The sequence below is a fragment of the Mycobacterium sp. IDUB_24 genome (assembly GCF_055419385.1).
Genome location: NZ_JBVAXO010000001.1, coordinates 1420025 through 1438783, shown reverse-complemented (window position 1 = coordinate 1438783; position 18759 = coordinate 1420025). Strand labels below are relative to the sequence as shown.

10 protein-coding genes are annotated in these 18759 nt (G+C 64.9%); 6 read left to right on the top strand and 4 right to left on the bottom strand.

Annotated elements, in window-relative coordinates:
• Positions 1-41: 41 nt before the first annotated feature.
• On the bottom strand, positions 42-689 hold the full coding sequence (locus ACZYZF_RS06940; RefSeq protein WP_463835001.1) for a rhomboid-like protein: 648 nt from the start codon (positions 687-689) through the stop codon (positions 42-44).
• Positions 690-906: 217 nt separating this feature from the next.
• Between ACZYZF_RS06940 and ACZYZF_RS06935 the strand changes: the two genes are divergently transcribed.
• The 5 genes from ACZYZF_RS06935 to ACZYZF_RS06915 all read left to right on the top strand — a co-directional run bounded on the left by ACZYZF_RS06935 (position 907) and on the right by ACZYZF_RS06915 (position 13967).
• Complete coding sequence (locus ACZYZF_RS06935) at positions 907-1392, top strand: MarR family winged helix-turn-helix transcriptional regulator (protein WP_463742917.1); 486 nt, start codon at positions 907-909, stop codon at positions 1390-1392.
• Positions 1393-1531: 139 nt separating this feature from the next.
• Complete coding sequence (locus tag ACZYZF_RS06930; RefSeq protein ID WP_463742918.1) at positions 1532-4051, top strand: arylsulfatase; 2520 nt, start codon at positions 1532-1534, stop codon at positions 4049-4051.
• A 186-nt stretch (positions 4052-4237) separates the two neighbouring features.
• Complete coding sequence (locus tag ACZYZF_RS06925; protein WP_463742919.1) at positions 4238-4849, top strand: maleylpyruvate isomerase family mycothiol-dependent enzyme; 612 nt, start codon at positions 4238-4240, stop codon at positions 4847-4849.
• 64 nt (positions 4850-4913) lie between these two features.
• Positions 4914-9476, top strand: coding sequence for a LysM peptidoglycan-binding domain-containing protein (locus ACZYZF_RS06920; protein WP_463835000.1), 4563 nt, complete (start codon positions 4914-4916; stop codon positions 9474-9476).
• 3 nt (positions 9477-9479) lie between these two features.
• Entirely contained in the window at positions 9480-13967 is a 4488-nt protein-coding gene (locus tag ACZYZF_RS06915; protein WP_463834998.1) for a hypothetical protein, read from the top strand.
• Between the two features lie 12 nt (positions 13968-13979).
• On the opposite strand, the gene ACZYZF_RS06910 is transcribed toward ACZYZF_RS06915, so the two are convergent.
• The 3 genes from ACZYZF_RS06910 to ACZYZF_RS06900 are packed head-to-tail and all read right to left on the bottom strand — an operon-like array spanning position 13980 to position 17477.
• Entirely contained in the window at positions 13980-15803 is a 1824-nt protein-coding gene (locus ACZYZF_RS06910) for an ABC transporter ATP-binding protein (protein WP_463834997.1), read from the bottom strand.
• A 25-nt stretch (positions 15804-15828) separates the two neighbouring features.
• Positions 15829-16752, bottom strand: a complete 924-nt coding sequence (locus ACZYZF_RS06905; protein ID WP_463834996.1) for a hypothetical protein — start codon at positions 16750-16752, stop codon at positions 15829-15831.
• 50 nt (positions 16753-16802) lie between these two features.
• On the bottom strand, positions 16803-17477 hold the full coding sequence (locus ACZYZF_RS06900; protein WP_463834994.1) for a hypothetical protein: 675 nt from the start codon (positions 17475-17477) through the stop codon (positions 16803-16805).
• A 273-nt stretch (positions 17478-17750) separates the two neighbouring features.
• Here ACZYZF_RS06900 and ACZYZF_RS06895 point away from each other — a divergent pair, with 273 nt between their 5' ends.
• A complete protein-coding gene (locus tag ACZYZF_RS06895; protein ID WP_463834992.1) occupies positions 17751-18611 on the top strand; it encodes a helix-turn-helix transcriptional regulator in 861 nt (286 codons plus the stop codon).
• Positions 18612-18759 lie beyond the last annotated feature (148 nt).

Below are 18759 nucleotides of genomic sequence, written 5' to 3'. Positions count from 1 at the left end.
CCCGCCGCGATTTCTACGCCAGGGCAGTTGAGCGGCGGTAGTTACGACCCTGCGGTGGAAAGCGGCGCTGCTGCCCGCCGATCCCGCTGCCGCGTGAGCGGATAACAGCACAGCCCGATCAGCAGCGCCGCTACATGGCCGATCGCAGTGAAGTTGACATCGGTGACCAGCGCGGCACCGAAGTACACAAACACCACGCCGAGATACACCCACCGCCATGGGCGCACGATGCGGTAGGCCAGCACCGCGCCCACCCCGAGCAGAAAGTAGCTGACCCCCACGTCGCGGACGTGCACGAGGCGTTCGGGTGCGACGTGATCGTGGATCGCCACATACAGCAGGCCTTCGCTGATGTAGGTGGCCAGCACGTGGGCGATCAAACCTACTGCCAACCAACGAATCTGGCCGATCCAGCGCTCTGCCGGCGCGAGAATCAAGGTGAACAACACCAGGTACGGCGTCCAGTAACGGCCGTCGATCCAGAACAAGCTGGTGACCAACACGTAGAGCGGGTCCGTCCCCAGGTGATGGATGTTGGTCGATCTCTCGACCAATAGGGCATGCAGCTCCCGCCCGGGCATTTGGTGCTGAATGATCGTGGTGACCAGCAGCGCGGCCAGCCAGGCATAGGTCAGCGGGGCGCTGCGCACATATCTCCACACCGCCGACGGCCATGACCTCGGATGCACAGCATTCAGTATGTGCTCGACAGCTGGACGCCCGCCGGGATAGTGCTGACGTGACGCAAAGTTCCCCGTCAACCCCAAGTCGTCCTGGGTTGAAATATATTGCCTACCAATATATTTAGCCACTAATACTGTCGCTCGACAGGTAATCAACTCCAACGCACAGACCACCACAGCAGACTCACAACCACCGATCCCGTCGGCATGGGATACTCCCTGGATGGGTAGCGCGCAGCAGCACGAGATGACCCGAACTCCGGTCGACGAACTGTCGGCATTCGAGGTCGCAACCCGAGATCTGGTGGGCGTAGCGCTGCGCAGCGTGGAGCAACTGGAGATCTCGCTGCCGCAGTTCCGACTGTTGCGCGTGCTGCAGGAGCGCGGGAAGTCGGCGTCGACGGAGTGCGCCCAGGCCCTCGGGGTGGTCGGGTCGACGGTGACGCGGTTGGCCGACCGACTGGATGCCTCCGGCCATCTGACGCGCGGTTCCGACCCGAGCAACCGCAGTGTCGTCACCCTCGAGCTGACCGAGCGTGGCCGGAAACTGGTCCGGCAGGTGAACTCCCGGCGGCGGCGGGAACTGAGCAAGGTGCTGGACCGGCTCGATCCGGCCGAGCGGGCGGCGTGTGCGTCGGTGTTGCGGAATTTCCATGACCTGCTCGCAGATGATGACGCCGACGATCTGAACCGTCCGATTCCCTTGTAGGAATATCACCCTTAACGGGTGAGCACAGGGCGCCTTTCTCAAAGGTAAATACCTTGGCCCACAATGAATTTCAACTTTTATTTGCTCGTGCGGTGATTTATCCGGACAATGTGCCCAATCGGGCATAGTGTCAAACAACATGGAATCGAACAACGATGACATGGCCCAGACCGATGGCAACAAGCGCGGCAAACTGTCGAGACGTTCGATGCTGGGGGGCATCGCCGCTACCGGAGTCGGAGTAGCCGCAGCCGGCGCGTTCGTCGCCGGATGTGAAGACAACTCGGGAAAGCCGGGCCCTAGCGGAAAAGCCGGCCCGCCCGATTACGGGACCGGCATCAACGAAGGCTTCGACGGGAAGATCGAACTGGATGTTCGTGACTCGAAGCCGGATTGGAAGCCCTTCGAGCTCAAGCATGCTCCGGAGGGTGCGCCGAATGTCCTGGTGGTGCTCTTCGACGACACCGGCATGGCGTCCTGGTCGCCGTATGGCGGACGGATCAACATGCCGACGCTGCAAAAGCTGGCCGACAACGGGCTCACCTATTCGCAGTGGCACACCACGGCATTGTGTTCGCCCACCCGGTCCTGTTTGTTGACCGGCCGCAACCACCACGTGAATCGGTTCGCGAGCATCACCGAGGGGTCCGACGGCTTCCCGGGCGCGGCGGCCCGACTGCCCGCCCAGTGCGCGACCGTCGGACAAGTGTTGCAGGACAACGGCTACAGCACGTTCTGGGTCGGTAAGGACCACAACGTGCCGGAAGAGGATGTTTCCAGCGGTGGCAGCAAATCGGAGTGGCCGCTGCAGAAAGGCTTCGACCGGTTCTACGGCTACCTGGGCGGCGAAACCAACCAGTGGTACCCGGACCTGACGGAGGACAACCGGTTCATCGAGCAGCCGTACGCCCCCGAACAGGGATATCACCTGTCGAAGGACCTTGCCGATCAAGCGATCCGGATGTTGCGCGATCAGCGTTCCAGCAACCCGTCCAAGCCCTGGTACATGTGGTTCTGCCCGGGCGCGAACCACGCCCCGCATCACAGCCCCGAGGAGTACTCGGCGAAATACAAGGGCAAGTTCGACGACGGCTACGAGGCCTACCGCGAGTGGGTGCTGGGCCGGATGATCGACAAGGGCATCATGCCGAAGGGTACTGAGCTGACCCCCATCAATCCGCTGCCCGAGGACGTCGCGTCGGAGGCCGATGCGGTACGTCCGTGGGATTCACTGAACCCCGACGAGAAGAAGCTGTTCAGCCGGATGGCCGAGGTGTTCGCCGGTTTCTCCGAGTACACCGACGCCCAGGTGGGCCGTGTCGTCGACTATCTGGAGCAGACCGGGCAGTTGGACAACACCGTCATCTTCTATTGCGCCGACAACGGCGCGTCCGGTGAGGGATCTCCGAACGGTTCGGTCAACGAAAACAAGTTCTTCAACGGCTACCCGGACGACCTCGCCGAGAACATGAAGATGCTCGACGTGATCGGCACCCCCGACACCTACAACCACTATCCGACCGGCTGGGCGGTCGCGTTCTCCACGCCGTTCCAGATGTTCAAGCGCTACTCGCAGTTCTCCGGCGGCACGTGCGATCCGATGGTCATCCACTGGCCCAAGGGCATCAAGGCCAAGGGCGAGGTGCGCCACCAATATCACCACGCCACGGACGTTGTCCCGACGATCCTCGACGTCGCGGGAATCAAGATGCCGGAGGAGTACCGCGGCATCAAGCAGTATCCGGTCAACGGGGTGTCGATGCGGTACAGCTTCGACGGTGCGGATACCCCCACCGCCAAAAAGCGGCAGTACTACGCGATGCTGGGCACCCGCGGTATCTGGGCCGACGGCTGGAAGGCGTCGGCACTACACGCGCCCATCAGCGGAAAGGGCCATTTCGATCAGGACAAGTGGGAGCTCTTCCACGTCGACGAGGATCGCTCCGAGGCCAAGAACGTCGCCGATCAGAATCCGGAGAAGCTCAAGGAGCTGATCGACGCGTGGAACGAAGAGGCCAAGAACAATTACGTCCTGCCCCTCGACGATCGCGTTGCCGTCGAAATGACCACCATCGAGCGGCCGCAGTTCGAACCGCCACGCAATCGCTACCTGTACTACCCGGATACCGCGCCGGTGCCTGAAGGCGTGGCGGTCAACATCCGCGGCCGGTCCTACAAGGTCATCGCCGATGTGGATATGACCAAGGATGCCCAGGGCGTGTTGTTCGCCCATGGTTCGCGCTTCGGTGGGCACGCACTGTTCATCAAGGACAACAAGCTGCACTACGTCTACAACTTTCTGGGCATCAAGCCCGAGCAGGTGTTCGTCTCCGGTCCGTTACCGGAGGGCAAGCACGCGCTGGGCATGGAGTTCATCTGGGAAAAGAAGGGCGAGCACGGCGAATCCCTGGGAACCACAATCCTTTACGTAGACGGCAAGGAGGCCGCGAAGGGGCCGATGCGGGCCCAGATCGGCAAGTTCACTCTCGCCGGTGACGGGTTGTGCGTGGGTTTCGACAGCGGCGACAGGGTGTCCGAGCTCTACGAGACGCCGGGTCGGTTCACCGGCGGCACCATCAGGGGCGTCGCGGTCGACGTGAGCGAGGAGAAGTACGTCGACCTCAACCGGGAGGCGCAGGCCGCGTTCGCGACCGACTGATCAGGCGGCGACGGCGACTCTCTGGCCCAGCAGCGGGTGCTGGGCCAGAGTGCTGTATGGACACCCTGTGGCGAACGTGCAGGCTGTTGAGGCGAAACTGCGAATCCCGGGGGCAAAAGCCTGCACGTTCGTCACAGCGCCCCTCGCGACTAGTTTGATCAGAGAACCCTGACGATTGGAACAGCCGTGGACTCCGACACCATCTGGCGCAATGTCGATGAACAGCGCGGACAGCTCGCTGATCTCCTCGACACCCTCCGACCCCAACAATGGGCCACGCCGTCACTGTGCGCGGGCTGGACGGTGCGCGAGGTCGCCATCCACATCACGCAGTCCCACGCGAGCGTCGGCGAGATGTTGCCGGCAGCGCTCAAGTCAGGCTTCCGGTTCGACGCCATGGTCCGCCGGGCGGCGCTGGAGGACCCGTCCGACCCGGCCGCCGTCACGGCGCGGCTGCGCGCGATGGCGGGGTCGCGTAAACGCCCGCCGCTGACCAAAGAGGTCGATCCGCTGCTGGATATCCTGATCCATACACAGGACATCTGCATCCCGCTCGGGATCGACCGGCCGATGCCTACTGCTGCCGCCGTCGCCGTCGCGGACCGCTTGTGGCACATGAAGTTTCCGTTCGCCCCGCAGCGGGACCTGCCGGGCTACCGGTTCGTCGCCACCGATGCCGACTACGCCGTCGGCCCGGAGTGGGGTGGGCGGCGCGAGGCGCCGATCCGTGACATCGTGCTGATGTTCTCGCGACGACGCGACGTGCCCGACGCGGAACCCGAGCCCGAGCCCGAGTAGCCGGCCAAGAATCGAGTAGTCCGCTACTCATGTAATCCGGCCACCGCGATGTGACGCTCTGTGCATGGGGACATCAGTCGGCTGGGACCGGCAACAGGTGGCTGGACCGGGGTCCGCCTCACCGGACAGCGATATCACCGCAGTATCCCGATTCCGCGACAACCTGGAAGTCTGGTGGACCGGGCCGGATAACGTTGTGCACGGCGGCTTCTGGTACGACGATGGCCAAGGCTGGAAAGGCCCATACGTCGTGCCCGGGCCGGTCGGGTCGACGCCGGCCGGCGGCCTGACCGCCGCCTCGCGGATCAACACCAGCATGGAGGCGTGGTGGATCGGCGCGGAAACCTCGGTGCGCGGTGCGTTCTGGTACGACGACAGCAAGGGTTGGCGCGCGTATCACGACCCGGTGGCGCTCCCGACGGCCGCAGCCCCCACGAGCGGCGTGGCCTCCTTGTCACGCATCGACACCAGCATGGAGATCTGGTGGGTCGGCTTGAACGGGTCGGTGCAGGGCGCTTTCTGGTACAAGGGCCAGCATCACGATGCGTGGCAGCGGTACGAACTCGCGCCGCTCGGCCAGGCCTCCCCGACCAGCGGCATCGCCGCGGTCTCACGGATCGACACGGCGATGGAGATCTGGTGGGTGGGCCCGCAGGGCTCGGTGGAGGGCGGCTACTACTACGCCACTGACACCAAGCCGTGGCAGACCTACACGGTCGCGCCCAATGGCAGTGCCTCTCAGACACACAGCATCGCGGGGGTGTCCCGCAGGCCCAAGAGTATGGACGTCGTCTGGATCACCCCGGACGGCGGTGTCGAGGGCGCCTTCTGGAATGAGGGTGACGACTGGGCCCGCTACCCCGACGCGCTGGCACCTGCCGGCAGCGCGTCGAAGACCGGCGGTCTGGCCGCCGTAGCCCGTTCCGACGCCAGCATCGATGTGTGGTGGATCGGTACCGACGGCTCGGTGCAGGGGGCGACCTGGAACGAGGGTGTGGGCTGGCGTCGCTACGACGACCCGGTCTCAGGGCCCGGTACGGCCTCGAAAACCGGTGGTCTGGCGGCGATGTCACGAACCGAAACCACGACCGAGGTGTGGTGGATCTCCGACGACGGTTCCGTGCAGCTCGCCATCCGCGACGAAGCCAGCGGCCCGTTCTCGTTCCGCATCCTGCGCCCGGACGACCTGGTGCACCTGGAGATCGACGTCGTCGGCTGTCGGCTGAGTTCCAGTTCGGGGATTGTCCCGACGCCGACGCCGGTGGCCGACACCCATGTGGTGCAGGCCGGAGACACGTTGTGGGACATAGCCAAACACTTCTACCACGATCCGTTCAAGTACCACCTGATCGCCAACGCCAACCACCTGGCCAACCCGAACCTGATCGTTGTCGGGCAGCGGCTGACCATCCCCCGGCTGACCCCGCCGCCACCGCCGCGGTCGCAGATCGTCGCGGTCGACGACGGCGCACACATGATCGTGCACTTCGGGGTACAGCACATCTTCGAGCAGAGCTATCCGGAGCCGCCCGGCAATGCGTCGGGCATTGCAGCAGCGCGGGCAGCCAACCCGTCGCGAGTGGTGTTCGAACTACCTCCGACCACCCGCATCGACTTCACTGCATCTGGCGTATTGGCTGCGCTCACCACACTCGGACTCCGTGTCGCGCCTCTTGCGATACCACGCGTGACTGCCGGGGATCCGCGACCCGACTCTGCCAAGGGAGTACCAGAGGAGCCTAAACCGGACCAGACGGCGATCGAAGCACCGTACCGACTTGTAGTGTCGCCGAACCAGAAGTACGGCGGGTTCACGCATTCCGCGGAAGCGCACACGGCCAACAATGACGCGTCGCGAGTCGAGCTCTGGCACACCCGCTTGGGCGTGCGGGTTCTGAAGGACGGCGCGTTCGTAGGAATCGACGAGAACGATACCGACCATCGGACCGTCCGGCCGGTGTGGGCCCGTGACAGGGGACTGCAGGAGCCCGCGCCGCCTGATACCGGGTTCACCGGATCACTGTCGGCCGAAGACCGTACGGTTTTCGTCAGACAGAGCGCCGACCCGAGGATCACAGAGCCCGAGCCGCTGACTGTGGACCGCCTGTATCTCAGTGCGCTCGGTGCCTGGATCGATTGGCGTGCGAACTGGAAGGCCGAGCTTTACCCCCAGCCCCGGCGCAGCGCCTACCGTCATCAGGCCAGGTTGGGGCGCGACCAGTACGTGCGTGTCGAGACACCCGTCTATCTGTTCCCGTTCGGTCACCTCGGCACGCTGGTGAAGATAACTGAGCGAAAGATCAAGTTGGAGAACGATCCCGCCGCGTATCTGTACACCCGCAACTTCATCGTGCTCCGCGAACACACCCGCCGCTATGGGGCCGAACGGGGGCCGACCGACCTCCCGTTCGTGTCGGTGGCGATCGATCCTGTGGTCTCACCTGATCTGGACGTCTTGCCCGATCAGCCGGGCGACGTACCCTTTGTGCCCAAGGTCGGCGGAAAACCGTTCGGCTGGAAGATCACCGGCGTTGACCATGCCGGCCGTCTGGCCACGATGATGACGGCGCTGGTCGCGGTTCCCACGGGTGGCAATGCCTGGAAGGCGACGCTCGCCGAGTGGCAGAACAACGTCGTCAAGGCGACGCAGCAGCCCGAGTTGGTCCATCCGATCGACGTGGGCGGGGCGGAAGTCGCGTTTGCTCCGGAGGCCAACCGGGGTGACACCACCTCGCGGGTGCAATACATCGAGTTCACGGGCGTCGCGGGTCCGGAAACAAGTACACCTTCGATGCTCAAGGCTCACATCGAGATTCCGGCGCTCACCGCCCTCAACGGCGGTCGTAAACCGACCGGCGTGACGTATCGCGACAAGTACATCGCCGGCGGCTTCTCGGCCAACCAATCAGAGATTTTCCTGACGCTCGATCCCGCGGACACCACCAAGCTGGACTTCTCCGGCGGCAGCGACAAGGGCGGCGGGTTCATCGAACCCAGCACCGCCATCACCGCGCTGTCGCGCAAGCACGGCGCGGTCGGCGACGCCGGCGGGGGCGCAGCGGGAGGCATCGACGACGGCAAGTTCGACCCGACACGGTTCCTCGGCAGCGCAGGGCCGAAACTGTTCGGCTTGCTCAGTCTGGCGGACATCCTGGAACTCGATACTCCGCTGACGCAGGCACCCAAGCTCATCGCCAACCAGCTGGGCTTCGTCGCCTCGGTGCCCGCTGAATACACGAACCTGAAACTCGCACTGGAGAAATCCGTCACGACCCTCCAGTCCGACGTCGGTAATCCGGGCACCCCGGATGCCCTCAAGCAACGGTCCCAGGCCTTGCTGACGCAGGCCAACGACGCACTTCAGGCGCTGAGCGGACACGGGCCGGATCAGCTGGTGCAGGCTCTAGCCCAACTGGACATCGGCACGGCCGCCGCGGAGGCCAACGCGATCCTCGGCACGCTCGGCAAGACCAAACAGCTGGCGAGCAGTCCGGATTTCGCTGCCTTCCTCCGTTCGATGGTCCAACGGTCGCTGCAGTCACTGGAATCGGTGCTCGCCACTGCGAAGAAGAGCACAGACCTGCTGGCCGCTCTCCGCGCACCCAGCGCGGGCAACGTCGTCCGCTACGACTGGTTCCCCACAATCAAAGGCTGGCCGGCCGGCGCCGACGTCAAGCACATCTTCCACCCCAACGCTCCGGACGGCCTGGCGATCTCGGTGGAGGTGCGCACCCCCAAAGACGGCAAGCCGCAATCGGATATCAGTGCACAGCTTCGCGATTTCGAACTGAGACTGCTCCCTGCCACAGATCCCCTGATCACGATGAGATTCGCCCGGCTGGGATTCCGGATATCGACCGGCGGCAAGCCGGAGGTCGACGTCCTCTTCAGCAACATGGTCTTCGGTGGTGTGTTGTCCTTCATCGAGAAGCTGCGTCAGGTCATCCCGTTCGACGGGTTCTCCGATCCGCCCTATGTCGACGTCACCCCCGAAGCCGCCCGGGCCGGATTCGACCTGGCGCTGCCGAGCCTGGCGATCGGTGTGTTCAGCCTGGAGAACATCCGCCTGGGCGCCGATTGCCGGGTGCCGTTCCTCGGCGAGGCCGTCACCGTCGGCTTCTTCTTCTGCACCAAGGAGGCGCCGTTCCGGCTCACCGTGCTGGCGATCGGTGGCGGTGGCTGGGTCGGACTCCGGTTGGCCCCAAAGGGTCTGGTGCTGCTGGAGATGGGCTTGGAGGCCGGGGCCTCGCTGAGCGTCGACCTGGGCGTCGCCTCGGGATCGGTGTCGGTGATGGTCGGTGTCTACCTGCGTCTGGAAGATGACGAAGGGAAGCTAACCGCGTACTTCCGGATTCGAGGCGAGGTGGAGGTACTGGGCATCGCCTCGGCATCCATCACGCTCGAGCTGTCCATGACGTACGACACCAAGACCGGCAAGTTGACCGGGCGGGCCAGCTTGGTCGTCGAGATCGAGGTGGCGTTCTTCTCCGCGTCGGTGGAGATCACCTGCGAACGCAAGATCGCGACTCGCGACGGTGATCCGTCCCTCAAAGACATCATGCCGCCCGATGAGGGCGGACAGGACATGTGGAAGAACTACTACACCTCGTTCGCGATCGGAGCGTAGACCATGGCGACCACCACCCGCGTGATGACCACGGTGCTGCCGTACTCGGTCGACCCGGACGGCACCTTCCATGTGTCCCTGTTGTTCTCGCATCGGCTTACCGGCAGCGCAAAGCTGTCCGATTATCCGGCGGTGGTCAACTGGGTGAAGTCGCTCAAGGCGGCCACGTTCACTCTGCACACCGATGCCCTGGACCCGGTTCGGTGCACACCGCTACTCGGAGTGACAGATGAAAGTGTGTGGCTGAAGGCGTTTCCCGCGGACACCACCACGGTTGCCGACTTTCCGAATCCCGATGTTACTCAGAATGACTGGAAGAGCTACCCGGCCCACCGCACGCCCGATCACGCCTTCGACGCCCACAACGCGTCGGCATGCGCCTCCCCGGTCAGCCGTCCGGCGGTCACCACGGCCCCGCTGGCAGCGGAGCTGTTCACCACACTCGGTGACATCGAGGGACTCCGGGAATTGATCGCCGGGCTGCTGAACTACCGCGCGCGCCGCGACCGCGACCTCGACAACTTGGAGGCAGCGCGGACCCGAACCGTGCAGGGAGCCCTGACGCCGACCAAGCCTGCGCCCGATGCCGGGCCACCCGCCGGCGGCGGCGGGGGCGGCGGACCGCACCTCGGCATTCAGGAAGAGGGAGGACAAGAGGCTTCGATCGTCCTTCCCAAGTCCCCGATCGACCTCCTGCTCTCAGCAGAGAATGTCGACAATCATGTCAGCAATTACATTGCGCAGCTTGATGACAGCACCGCCAATACGCCTGTCAAGAAGATGCTGCGCGATGTGCACGCCGCCGTCGGCTACTACCACCGTCCCGAAGAGCAGCCACACGACACCGACAACCTGGCGGACGAAGCTCCTCCCCGCACACCACATCCCGATCCGGATTTTCATGAGCGGGCGGCTGCAGCCGGCAGTGTGAAGACCTTGGCCCGAGCACTCGGCCTGGTGGTCGACGTGAAGGTCCACAAGGACGATCTGGCGAAACTGGCCACCGCTAACCGGATCTGGTGCGACGTCACGATCGCGCAGACCGAGAAGTACGTCTCCCCGGTCACGCTGTGCACCACCTCGGGCACACAATTGCTGGCACAGGCCAGGGAACCCGACCGTTGGACCGGCGGGAGGCTGCGCCTGGGTGACGAGGACCGCTACCGGGTACTGGAGCTGGATCCCGACGCGGGCGGCATGTCCGTGGAGCAGATGCTGCGGAGCGTGCTGCGGGCCCTGGCGATCGAAGTCAACGGCGACGGCGGATCTTTCGCGCCGCCGAGTGTGCGCGCCACAGGATTCGCCGTCGCCGAGATCGATCGCCCGGACCGGCTCAAGGATCAACTCGACACCAGCCCGAAGGGTGAACCCGCCGTCGATCAGGGCGGCGCCCAGCCGGGTCCCGACCTCAAATTCGAGCACCTGCTGCGCGGCACCCGGCTCGAGGTGTGGGACGACCTCACCAACAGCTGGCACAGTCTGCATGAGCGGTCGGTGGTCGCATCGTTCGGCAAAGACGAGATCTTCAAAGCCAACGACGACGCCGGGCATCTGCAGAACCCGCCGATGAGCCAGGTACCGGGCGATCCGACCAACAACCCCTTCTATGTGCACGAAGTGCTGGCCGGTTGGGATGGTTGGAGCCTTTCGGCGCCCCGTCCGGGAAAGCTGATCATTCACAACCCGTCCGACGCCCCGGACGCCGGTAAGGAACGAATCACCGACAAGCAGGAAGCCACCACGAATCCGGGGCTCGGGGTGCGGTCGACCGCCAAGCACGGTTCGCTGCCGGCACTGCGGTACGGCTGCAGGTACTCGTTCCGGATCGCCGGGGTGGACCTGGCCGGCAACAGCGTGCCGATGAGCACGGACCTGCCGCCCGAGGTATCAGAAGCCCAGATCCAGTCTGCGACGGCATATCTGGACGGTATCCGCGCAAAGACAACGTCCCGCGACAACGCGAGTGTGACAGCAGACCTGCGGACGCGGGGCAAGCTGCAGGCTCCGACGTTGGGCACCGGCAACGGGGTGCGCGCCGAGGCCGAACGTGCGATGGCCTCGGTGATCAGCACCGCGTCGTCGGTGCGGACCCGCCCGGAGCTGGACACCCCGCCCGAGGACCTGGCCCGGTTGATCGCCGATGCTGACGCCGCGACCATCACGGTGCCCAAACCGTTCCTGCGCTGGGATCCGATCACCGCGCCCACCCTCGTACCTCGCGCGGCGTACGTGACCGGTGAGTCCCTACAGCGCATGGTGATCCGCACCGGATTGACGGGAACACCGGGCGCGACCGAACGCCACATCGTGCCACCGAAGGGCAGCGAACTCGAAGCCGAGCAGGACGGCCGTCTCGATGAGCTGATGCGGGAACACAAGGTAGCGCGGGCTTATGCGATCGCCCTCAAGGAGCGCGGCAGCCTGTTCTACAAGGAGGTCCAGGACCTCGACAATCCGAAGGGCACCATCGTTCAGCCCGGCATCAAGCTGCTTTCGATGCCCAATGTCACCAAACCCCGGACGTTGGAAGAGATCCAGGACCCCGAGGTGCAGCCCGCGGCGGGACAGTACATCGTGCACGACGTCGACAACCTGTTGATCCCGTATCTGCCGGATCCCATGGCCGACGGCGTGGCGCTGGTGTTCTACGAGGCCGGGGCCGATCACAAGTTCACCAACCCTCGTGTGCTGCAGTCGGTCACGCTCAGGTACGCCGGAGAATGGCCGCTGCTGCAGCCGCTGCGCCTGGTGCTACACAACGCCCCGCGGTTGGACGCCGAGCAGGTCGGCAGCGTCATCCACGTCGGGCTGCCACCCGGTGAGCAGGTCGCGGTCAAGGTGTCCTCCACACTCGATGACGCCCATCTGAACAAGATGGGCCTGTGGGTGACCAGCCCGATCAACAATCCCAATGTGCCGGAGGCCGACCGTGAGGTGCTGGCCGCGGCGGCCCGCGACGGTTGGTTGTGGTGGCTCACCCCGGATGAAGACCTGCGCCTGGTCCACGCCACGGCGCGGCCGGCGATACGGCCGAAGATTTCCAGGCTCATCGCCGAACCTCGCTCGGCCAACGTCGTCGCAGCCAATCTGGACGGCGTGCTCGACGTCCACGGGGCGAGTACCGACAAGGTCGAGTTGCGCGCGGAATGGACTGAGCGCGTCGATGATCCGAATGCACCCGAGTGGACGTCCCGCACCACGCGGGAAGTCGTCGTCAGTCATCGGATCGAGGAGAATGAACGCTTCTCGCTGCTCACCCTCGACCCGGGCGCGAAACACGTCGGCTCCCGCGACGCCGAGGTGCCGGTCAGGCGTGCCGTTCACACGCTGCCGGATACCAAGGCACGCACGGTGACCTACCAGTTGTACGGATCGTCGCGGTATCGGGAGTTCTTCGTCCCCGATGAACTGCCGGCCGTCGACGACGCTGAGTCGATGGGCAACAAAGTCGAGGTCAGCATCCCGAACTCGGCTGTTCCCGCGCCGCCGGTGGTCCATGATGTGATTCCGATGTTCCTGTGGGAACAGACAACTGAACCCGAACACCCGTTCGCGATCCGGCGCAGCCGTCGCAGTGGGGTCCGGATCTGGCTGGACCGGCCGTGGTTCTCCAGTGGGGATGGCGAGATGCTGGCGATCATCGCCACCGGTGATCCAGCGTTGGCGAAAGACAAGACCGACAGCGTCAGCCTGTGGGCTCGCGACCCGATCCTGGCCGGGGCCAAGATTCCCGATTCCTACGAGGTGCCGGTGCTCACGGCGTGGCAGCAACGGGCGGTGCAGTTGAACCTCGAACCGGAGAGCCTCCCGGGTCGGCCCGAGCTGCACGTGGTCAAACCCGGCAGTCCGACCGCAGGCGACAAGGTGATGAACGCCTACGCCTACACCCCAGATTTCGACAAGGACCGTAAGCGCTGGTACGTCGACGCGGTCTTCGAATCAGCCGGGGTCAACTGGCCCTTCCTGCGACTCGCCGTCGCGCGCTATCAGCCGAATTCGATTGCCGGGATGGAGTTCTCCCAAGTAGTGGCCACCGATTTCGTCCAGTTGCCGCCGGAACGCATCGGTACCCTCAGCCGTCCCGACGCCGATCATGTCCGCATCAGTGTCACCGGCACCACTTCGGTGACCAACGCACCGGGCATCACGCTGCCCAACCAGCCGGCCACCCTCACCGAGCGGTTGACCACGTCGCATCGGGTGGTCGCGACACTGCAGGTCCGTAGCAAGACCTCAGGATCGGACCTGGAGTGGAAGAGCGGCAACGAGGTGCCGTGTGCGCTGGACGGCGTCGACGCAACCACGTACAAGGCAACGTGGACAGCGGAATTGGCGTTGGAGCCACCCGAACAGTTGCAGACCCCGGGCACGGCCGACGACCTGCGCGTGCAGATCGAGGAGTACGAAATCCTCTCGGCCGACGAAACCGCCGGCACGCCAGGTCTCACGCCCGTCGAGCGGTTGGTGTACGCCGACCACTTCTACCTGTAGCCGCGGCGACCATCAGCTCCCGTTCTGCACCTCGTGCAGTCGCCTATATAGGCCGTCCTGCGTCATCAGGGTCTGATGATCACCGCTCTGCGAAATGCGCCCGTCCTCGAGCACCAGGATCCGGTCGGCCACCGCGGCAATGAAATCGAGATCATGGCTGACCACCACGCACGTGCGGTCCTCGGCGTAGCCACGGATCACCCCGATCATCCGGGCTCGCTCGTCGGCGTCGAGATTCTCGGTCGGCTCGTCGAGCAGCAGCACCTCGGGTCGGCGCAACAGGCAGCGCGCCAGCGCGATCAGGCGTTTCTGCCCGCCGGAGGGTATCTGGACGTCCACCACCGTGTCGTAGCCATCGTGCATCTTGGTCGTGATGACCGAGTGGATGTGTGCCTCGGCGCAGGCTTCCTCGATGTCCGCATCTGTGGCGGGCGGCCGGGCCAACCGGATGTTCTCCCGGATCGTGTCCTTGGTGAAGAAGGGGAACTGGGCGAGTTTGGACACCTGATCGCGCAGTGACTCTATAGTGACGGTCGAAATATCGTTCCCGTCCAACAGGATCCGCCCGTTCTGCGGGTCCCGGAATCGCAGCATCAGGTTGAACACCGTCGACTTGCCCGAGCCGATACCACCGACCAGTCCGACTGTCTCCCCCTCGGCGACCGAGAACGACAGCCCTTCGACGATGTTCCGGCCGGGGGTGTAGCCGAAAGTCACGTTCTCGAAAGCCAGGTTGCCGTGCACCTCGCCCAGCGCTACGGCATCCTCGGCCTCGCGCACGGAAGGCGCAGTGTCCAGCAGCTCGTAGGTCGAATTCACGTTCGGCGCCAGGGACTGGTATGTGGTGTACGCCCCTAGAACCCGTTGAGCCGCGCTGAACATCACCGGAACCACACCTGCGAAGACCAAAAGACCCGCGAATGTCAGTCCGAAGTGTCCACTGAACCCGACCCCGACTAACAGAACGATGACCGTGCTGAGGGCCACAAAGATCTGCGATCCGTTGACGGTGGCCTGCATCCAGACAACTGAGGCCGCCGATCCCTTCGCGGCTTCCTCGGACACCTCGTGAAATCGCTTGCTGCGGACCGGTTGCGCGTTGAACATCTGGATTTCGGCGATCCCGCTGATCGTCTGCTCCACCTCGGTGGCCATCGCTCGTTCCGCATTCATCACGCGCCTCATCACCGCCTGCACATGGCGGCCGACGAATCTGAGGGTGATCAGAGCCAGCGGCGTGAGCACCAACGCGGCCACCGTCATCTGCCACGAGATGGCCAACAGGTAGCTGATCACCACCACCAAGACGACGATGTCGATCAGCGGCGGCAGCAGGCAGTCGGTCAAGAGCCGTTGCACACCAGCAGATTCCGTCATCACCCGGTGCATCAACTCGCCACTGCGCGAGGTGAGGAAGAAGTCGAGGGACAGCGACTGCAGGTGGTCGTGGACGCGCTGGCGGATATCGACCAACAGGACCCGTTCGACCTTCGCCCCGATCCAGGCGTTGACGAAGTACATGAGCTGAGTCAGGATCAGCGAGCCGGCCCAGACCACCAGAAGCACCACGAACGGCACCGGCCCGGCCAGCGATTTCAGCAGGCCGTCCTGACGGGCCACCAGCGGGCCACTCAGATCCCATACGCTGCTGAGGTTTCCGCTGTTCCCGGCCTCGGAGATGACCTGCACCATCGGCCCGAAGGCGGCCACCGTGACGTAAGGCAACGCCGAGGCGACCACCCCGATCGGCAGCAGCAGTACCAGCCCGCCCCGCACAGCCCGAAGCATGCCGAGACTGCGCCACACCAGATTCAGCGACGATGCTACGTCGGCCACGTGCACCCCCTCCGTCCCGCGAAGGCTAACCTGCGGCGTCGTTGCTGTCGCGCGAAGCCTCCGCCGGCACCGGCGCGTCGTCGTCGAAGAACTCGCGGATCGCGAGGAACCCGCCGCGGCGGTATGCCTCGTAGGCCCAGATCGCAGCGATGATCGGCAACGGGCCGAACGCCACCCACCACCGCGCCGAGGGCGGCACCAGTTCAGCGATCACCTGAGAGCTGGGTTGATCGTCGACGACGGCCGGCAGCCATTCGTGCAACAGGATGGTCAGCATCCGGGTGGCCTCGAACGGGCCCGCCACGGTGGACAGCACCCAACTCAGGCACGCGATGATCAGCGCCCACGGCCAGGCCAGCAGGAGCGACTGGTCGTCGACGATGTCGGCGGCCGATCGGATCGATTCGGCGATGAACGCAAAACCCAACGCCACCAATAGCACACCGATCTGCGCCGCCAGCAGATCGTCGAGCACCGAGTTCGCCAGCTCGTCACCGCTGCGGGTCGGCAGCCCGAACGCCAGGGACAGCAGGCCGGCCAATAGGGCCAGCAGCATCAGCGCCGAGGTGGAGTCGTCGACGCGCATGAACGAATCGGTCAGGATGCGCATCACCAGACGCGACGAGGACGACGGCCGCGTCCGGTACAGGATCATCACCACCAGCCCGGAGATGACGATCGAGAGCAGCCAGGCCACCACGGCCGCACAGATGATCACCAGCGCGAGGGATCCGATGACGGGAACCAATTGCTCGTTCGCGGTCTCCCCGTTGCGGACCACCAGCAGCGGCACCAGCCCGATGGCCACCACACCCAGGGCACGCACCAGGATCGGCAGGGTGAATCCGGCGATGTCGCCGGCATCAAGGTCGGGATCGGTGCGGCGGATCGAGGCGATCTCGGCGCTCATCACGGAGCGCGCCCGGCGGAACGACATTCTTCGCGCCATCACGCGAATCTAAGCGGCCCAGGGCTCCCTGGTCTTGGGACACGCCACGCTCAGCGCAGGTAGAGCTCGCCGCCGGTCGGGTATCCGCCACCCTTGGTGGTCAGGTGAACGTGGTCGTAATGACCGTAGCCGCCGGCTTTCGCGCCTCCGTCGGGCGTGTAATAGGTGCCGCGCCAGATAGCATCCTGCAGCGCGAACCGATCAGCGTTCTTCAGGGCATATGCCACGATCCGGTTACCGAGCGCGATGCCCTCAGAACTGCTCGGGTTGGGGATCATCACGTCGAGTGCCAGGCCGTTGGGGTGCCAGCGCAGCGCGTCGGGACGGACGCCGCCGATCTCGTGGATCTGCGGGAAGTCGGCGTGGACGCTGCGGGCGGCCAGGATCGTCTTGACCTGCAGGCCCCGCTCGGGTGCGATGCCCACGGGCAACAGCTGGGGAATGTTGATGACGCGCCAACGCGAGGCCGTGCCGGGCTGCGCCTGCGCCGCGCTCAACGAGAGGGTCTGTACCGAGGGAGCCGACGCGGCCGCGGCCGGTGCGGCCACGATCTCCATGCAGCACGGGGCAGCTTCGGGAGCCGCGACGGGCTGGGCGACTTCCTTGACGGGATAGGGGTGGGCGTCGCCGCCTGCGGCGAAGAACGCAGCGACCGGCGCAAGGATTGCAGCCGCTACCGCCGGGAGTTTGCGCTGGCGGGGGCTGGCTAATGCGTGTCGGCCCACACGGGCACCATACGGGCACTTCCGGAGTAACGCAGCAACCCCTCCCCCGATCTACGAGTTTCCTCAGAAACGTGTCAAGCATCTCCGCGGCGTGTTTTCGCAGGTCATTGGTTACAAATTGGTCACGAAAATAAGAGCAGCCTAAGAGGGTTTTGGGCGCCACACCGGAGCCGCTCGGCCGGTATTCAAAACGGAAACACCATCCCGTGCACCTCCCTATCGCTACGCTCCGATCCGGATTGACGCAGCCGCAGATCGCGAGGAGGTCTCCGTGTGGCACTGAAGCCGTGGAACGGCGAACGGCCTCAGACCCGACGGATCGTGCTGGGCGAGCGCGCCGTCGGGACCCGTGGCCTGACGCTGCGATACGCCACCGAACAGATCCACGCCTCGACCGATTGGTGCTGTTACGACAACGCCCGGCACCTGGTCTACGTCCACCGCGCCGGGCAACTGCGCTCGATGGAGACGGACCTGGACTGGGGCCCGTCAGGGCGGGCCCTTCCCAGCGTCGGCGACATCTGGGTGGTGCCGGCCGGCGACAAGTGCGCGTCCCTGGTCGAGGGCGACACCGCGGAGTACTGCGAGATCGCCATCCCCAACCATGTGCTGGGCGCTACGACGCTGATGCCGCGGGTCAAACACCGCGATCCGCTGATCCATCAGATGGTGGAGCGCATCCTCGAAGTCTCCGATCGCGACGACGCGCTCGCACGACTCCTCGGCGATTCGATCGGCGAAACGCTGCGGTTACTGATCACCGACACCTACACCGTCAACCCACCGCCTCCGGTCCGCCACGTGCCCGACGCGCTGGATTCGGCAACCCGCACGATGCTCATCGAGTTCCTCGAGGACAGCTTGGATTCCGAGATCAGTCTGGAAACCCTTGCGCGGCGGGCGAAGATGCCGGTGGGCGTGTTCATCAAGGCATTCCGGGCCGCGTTCCACACGACGCCATACCAGTTCTTGCTCGGCCGGCGGATCGAGCGCGCCAAGTCCCTACTCCTGAACACGACGACCTCCATCACCGAAATCAGTGCGATGGTGGGGTTCTCGACGCCGAACCACTTCGCGACCGCGTTTCGGCATCGGGTAGGAGTGTCGCCCCGCAACTATCGCGGGCGCCGCTGAGCAATTACTGCGCCGGTGCGCACTGGCGCGACCCAATGCATCATTTGAATTCAATCCCTTCGAGGTGGCGCCCCACGGCGAGCGGGCCCACTCCATGAAAGGGTCGTTACACGACGGCATCGTCGAGAAGTCACCCAGAGCACGGGCG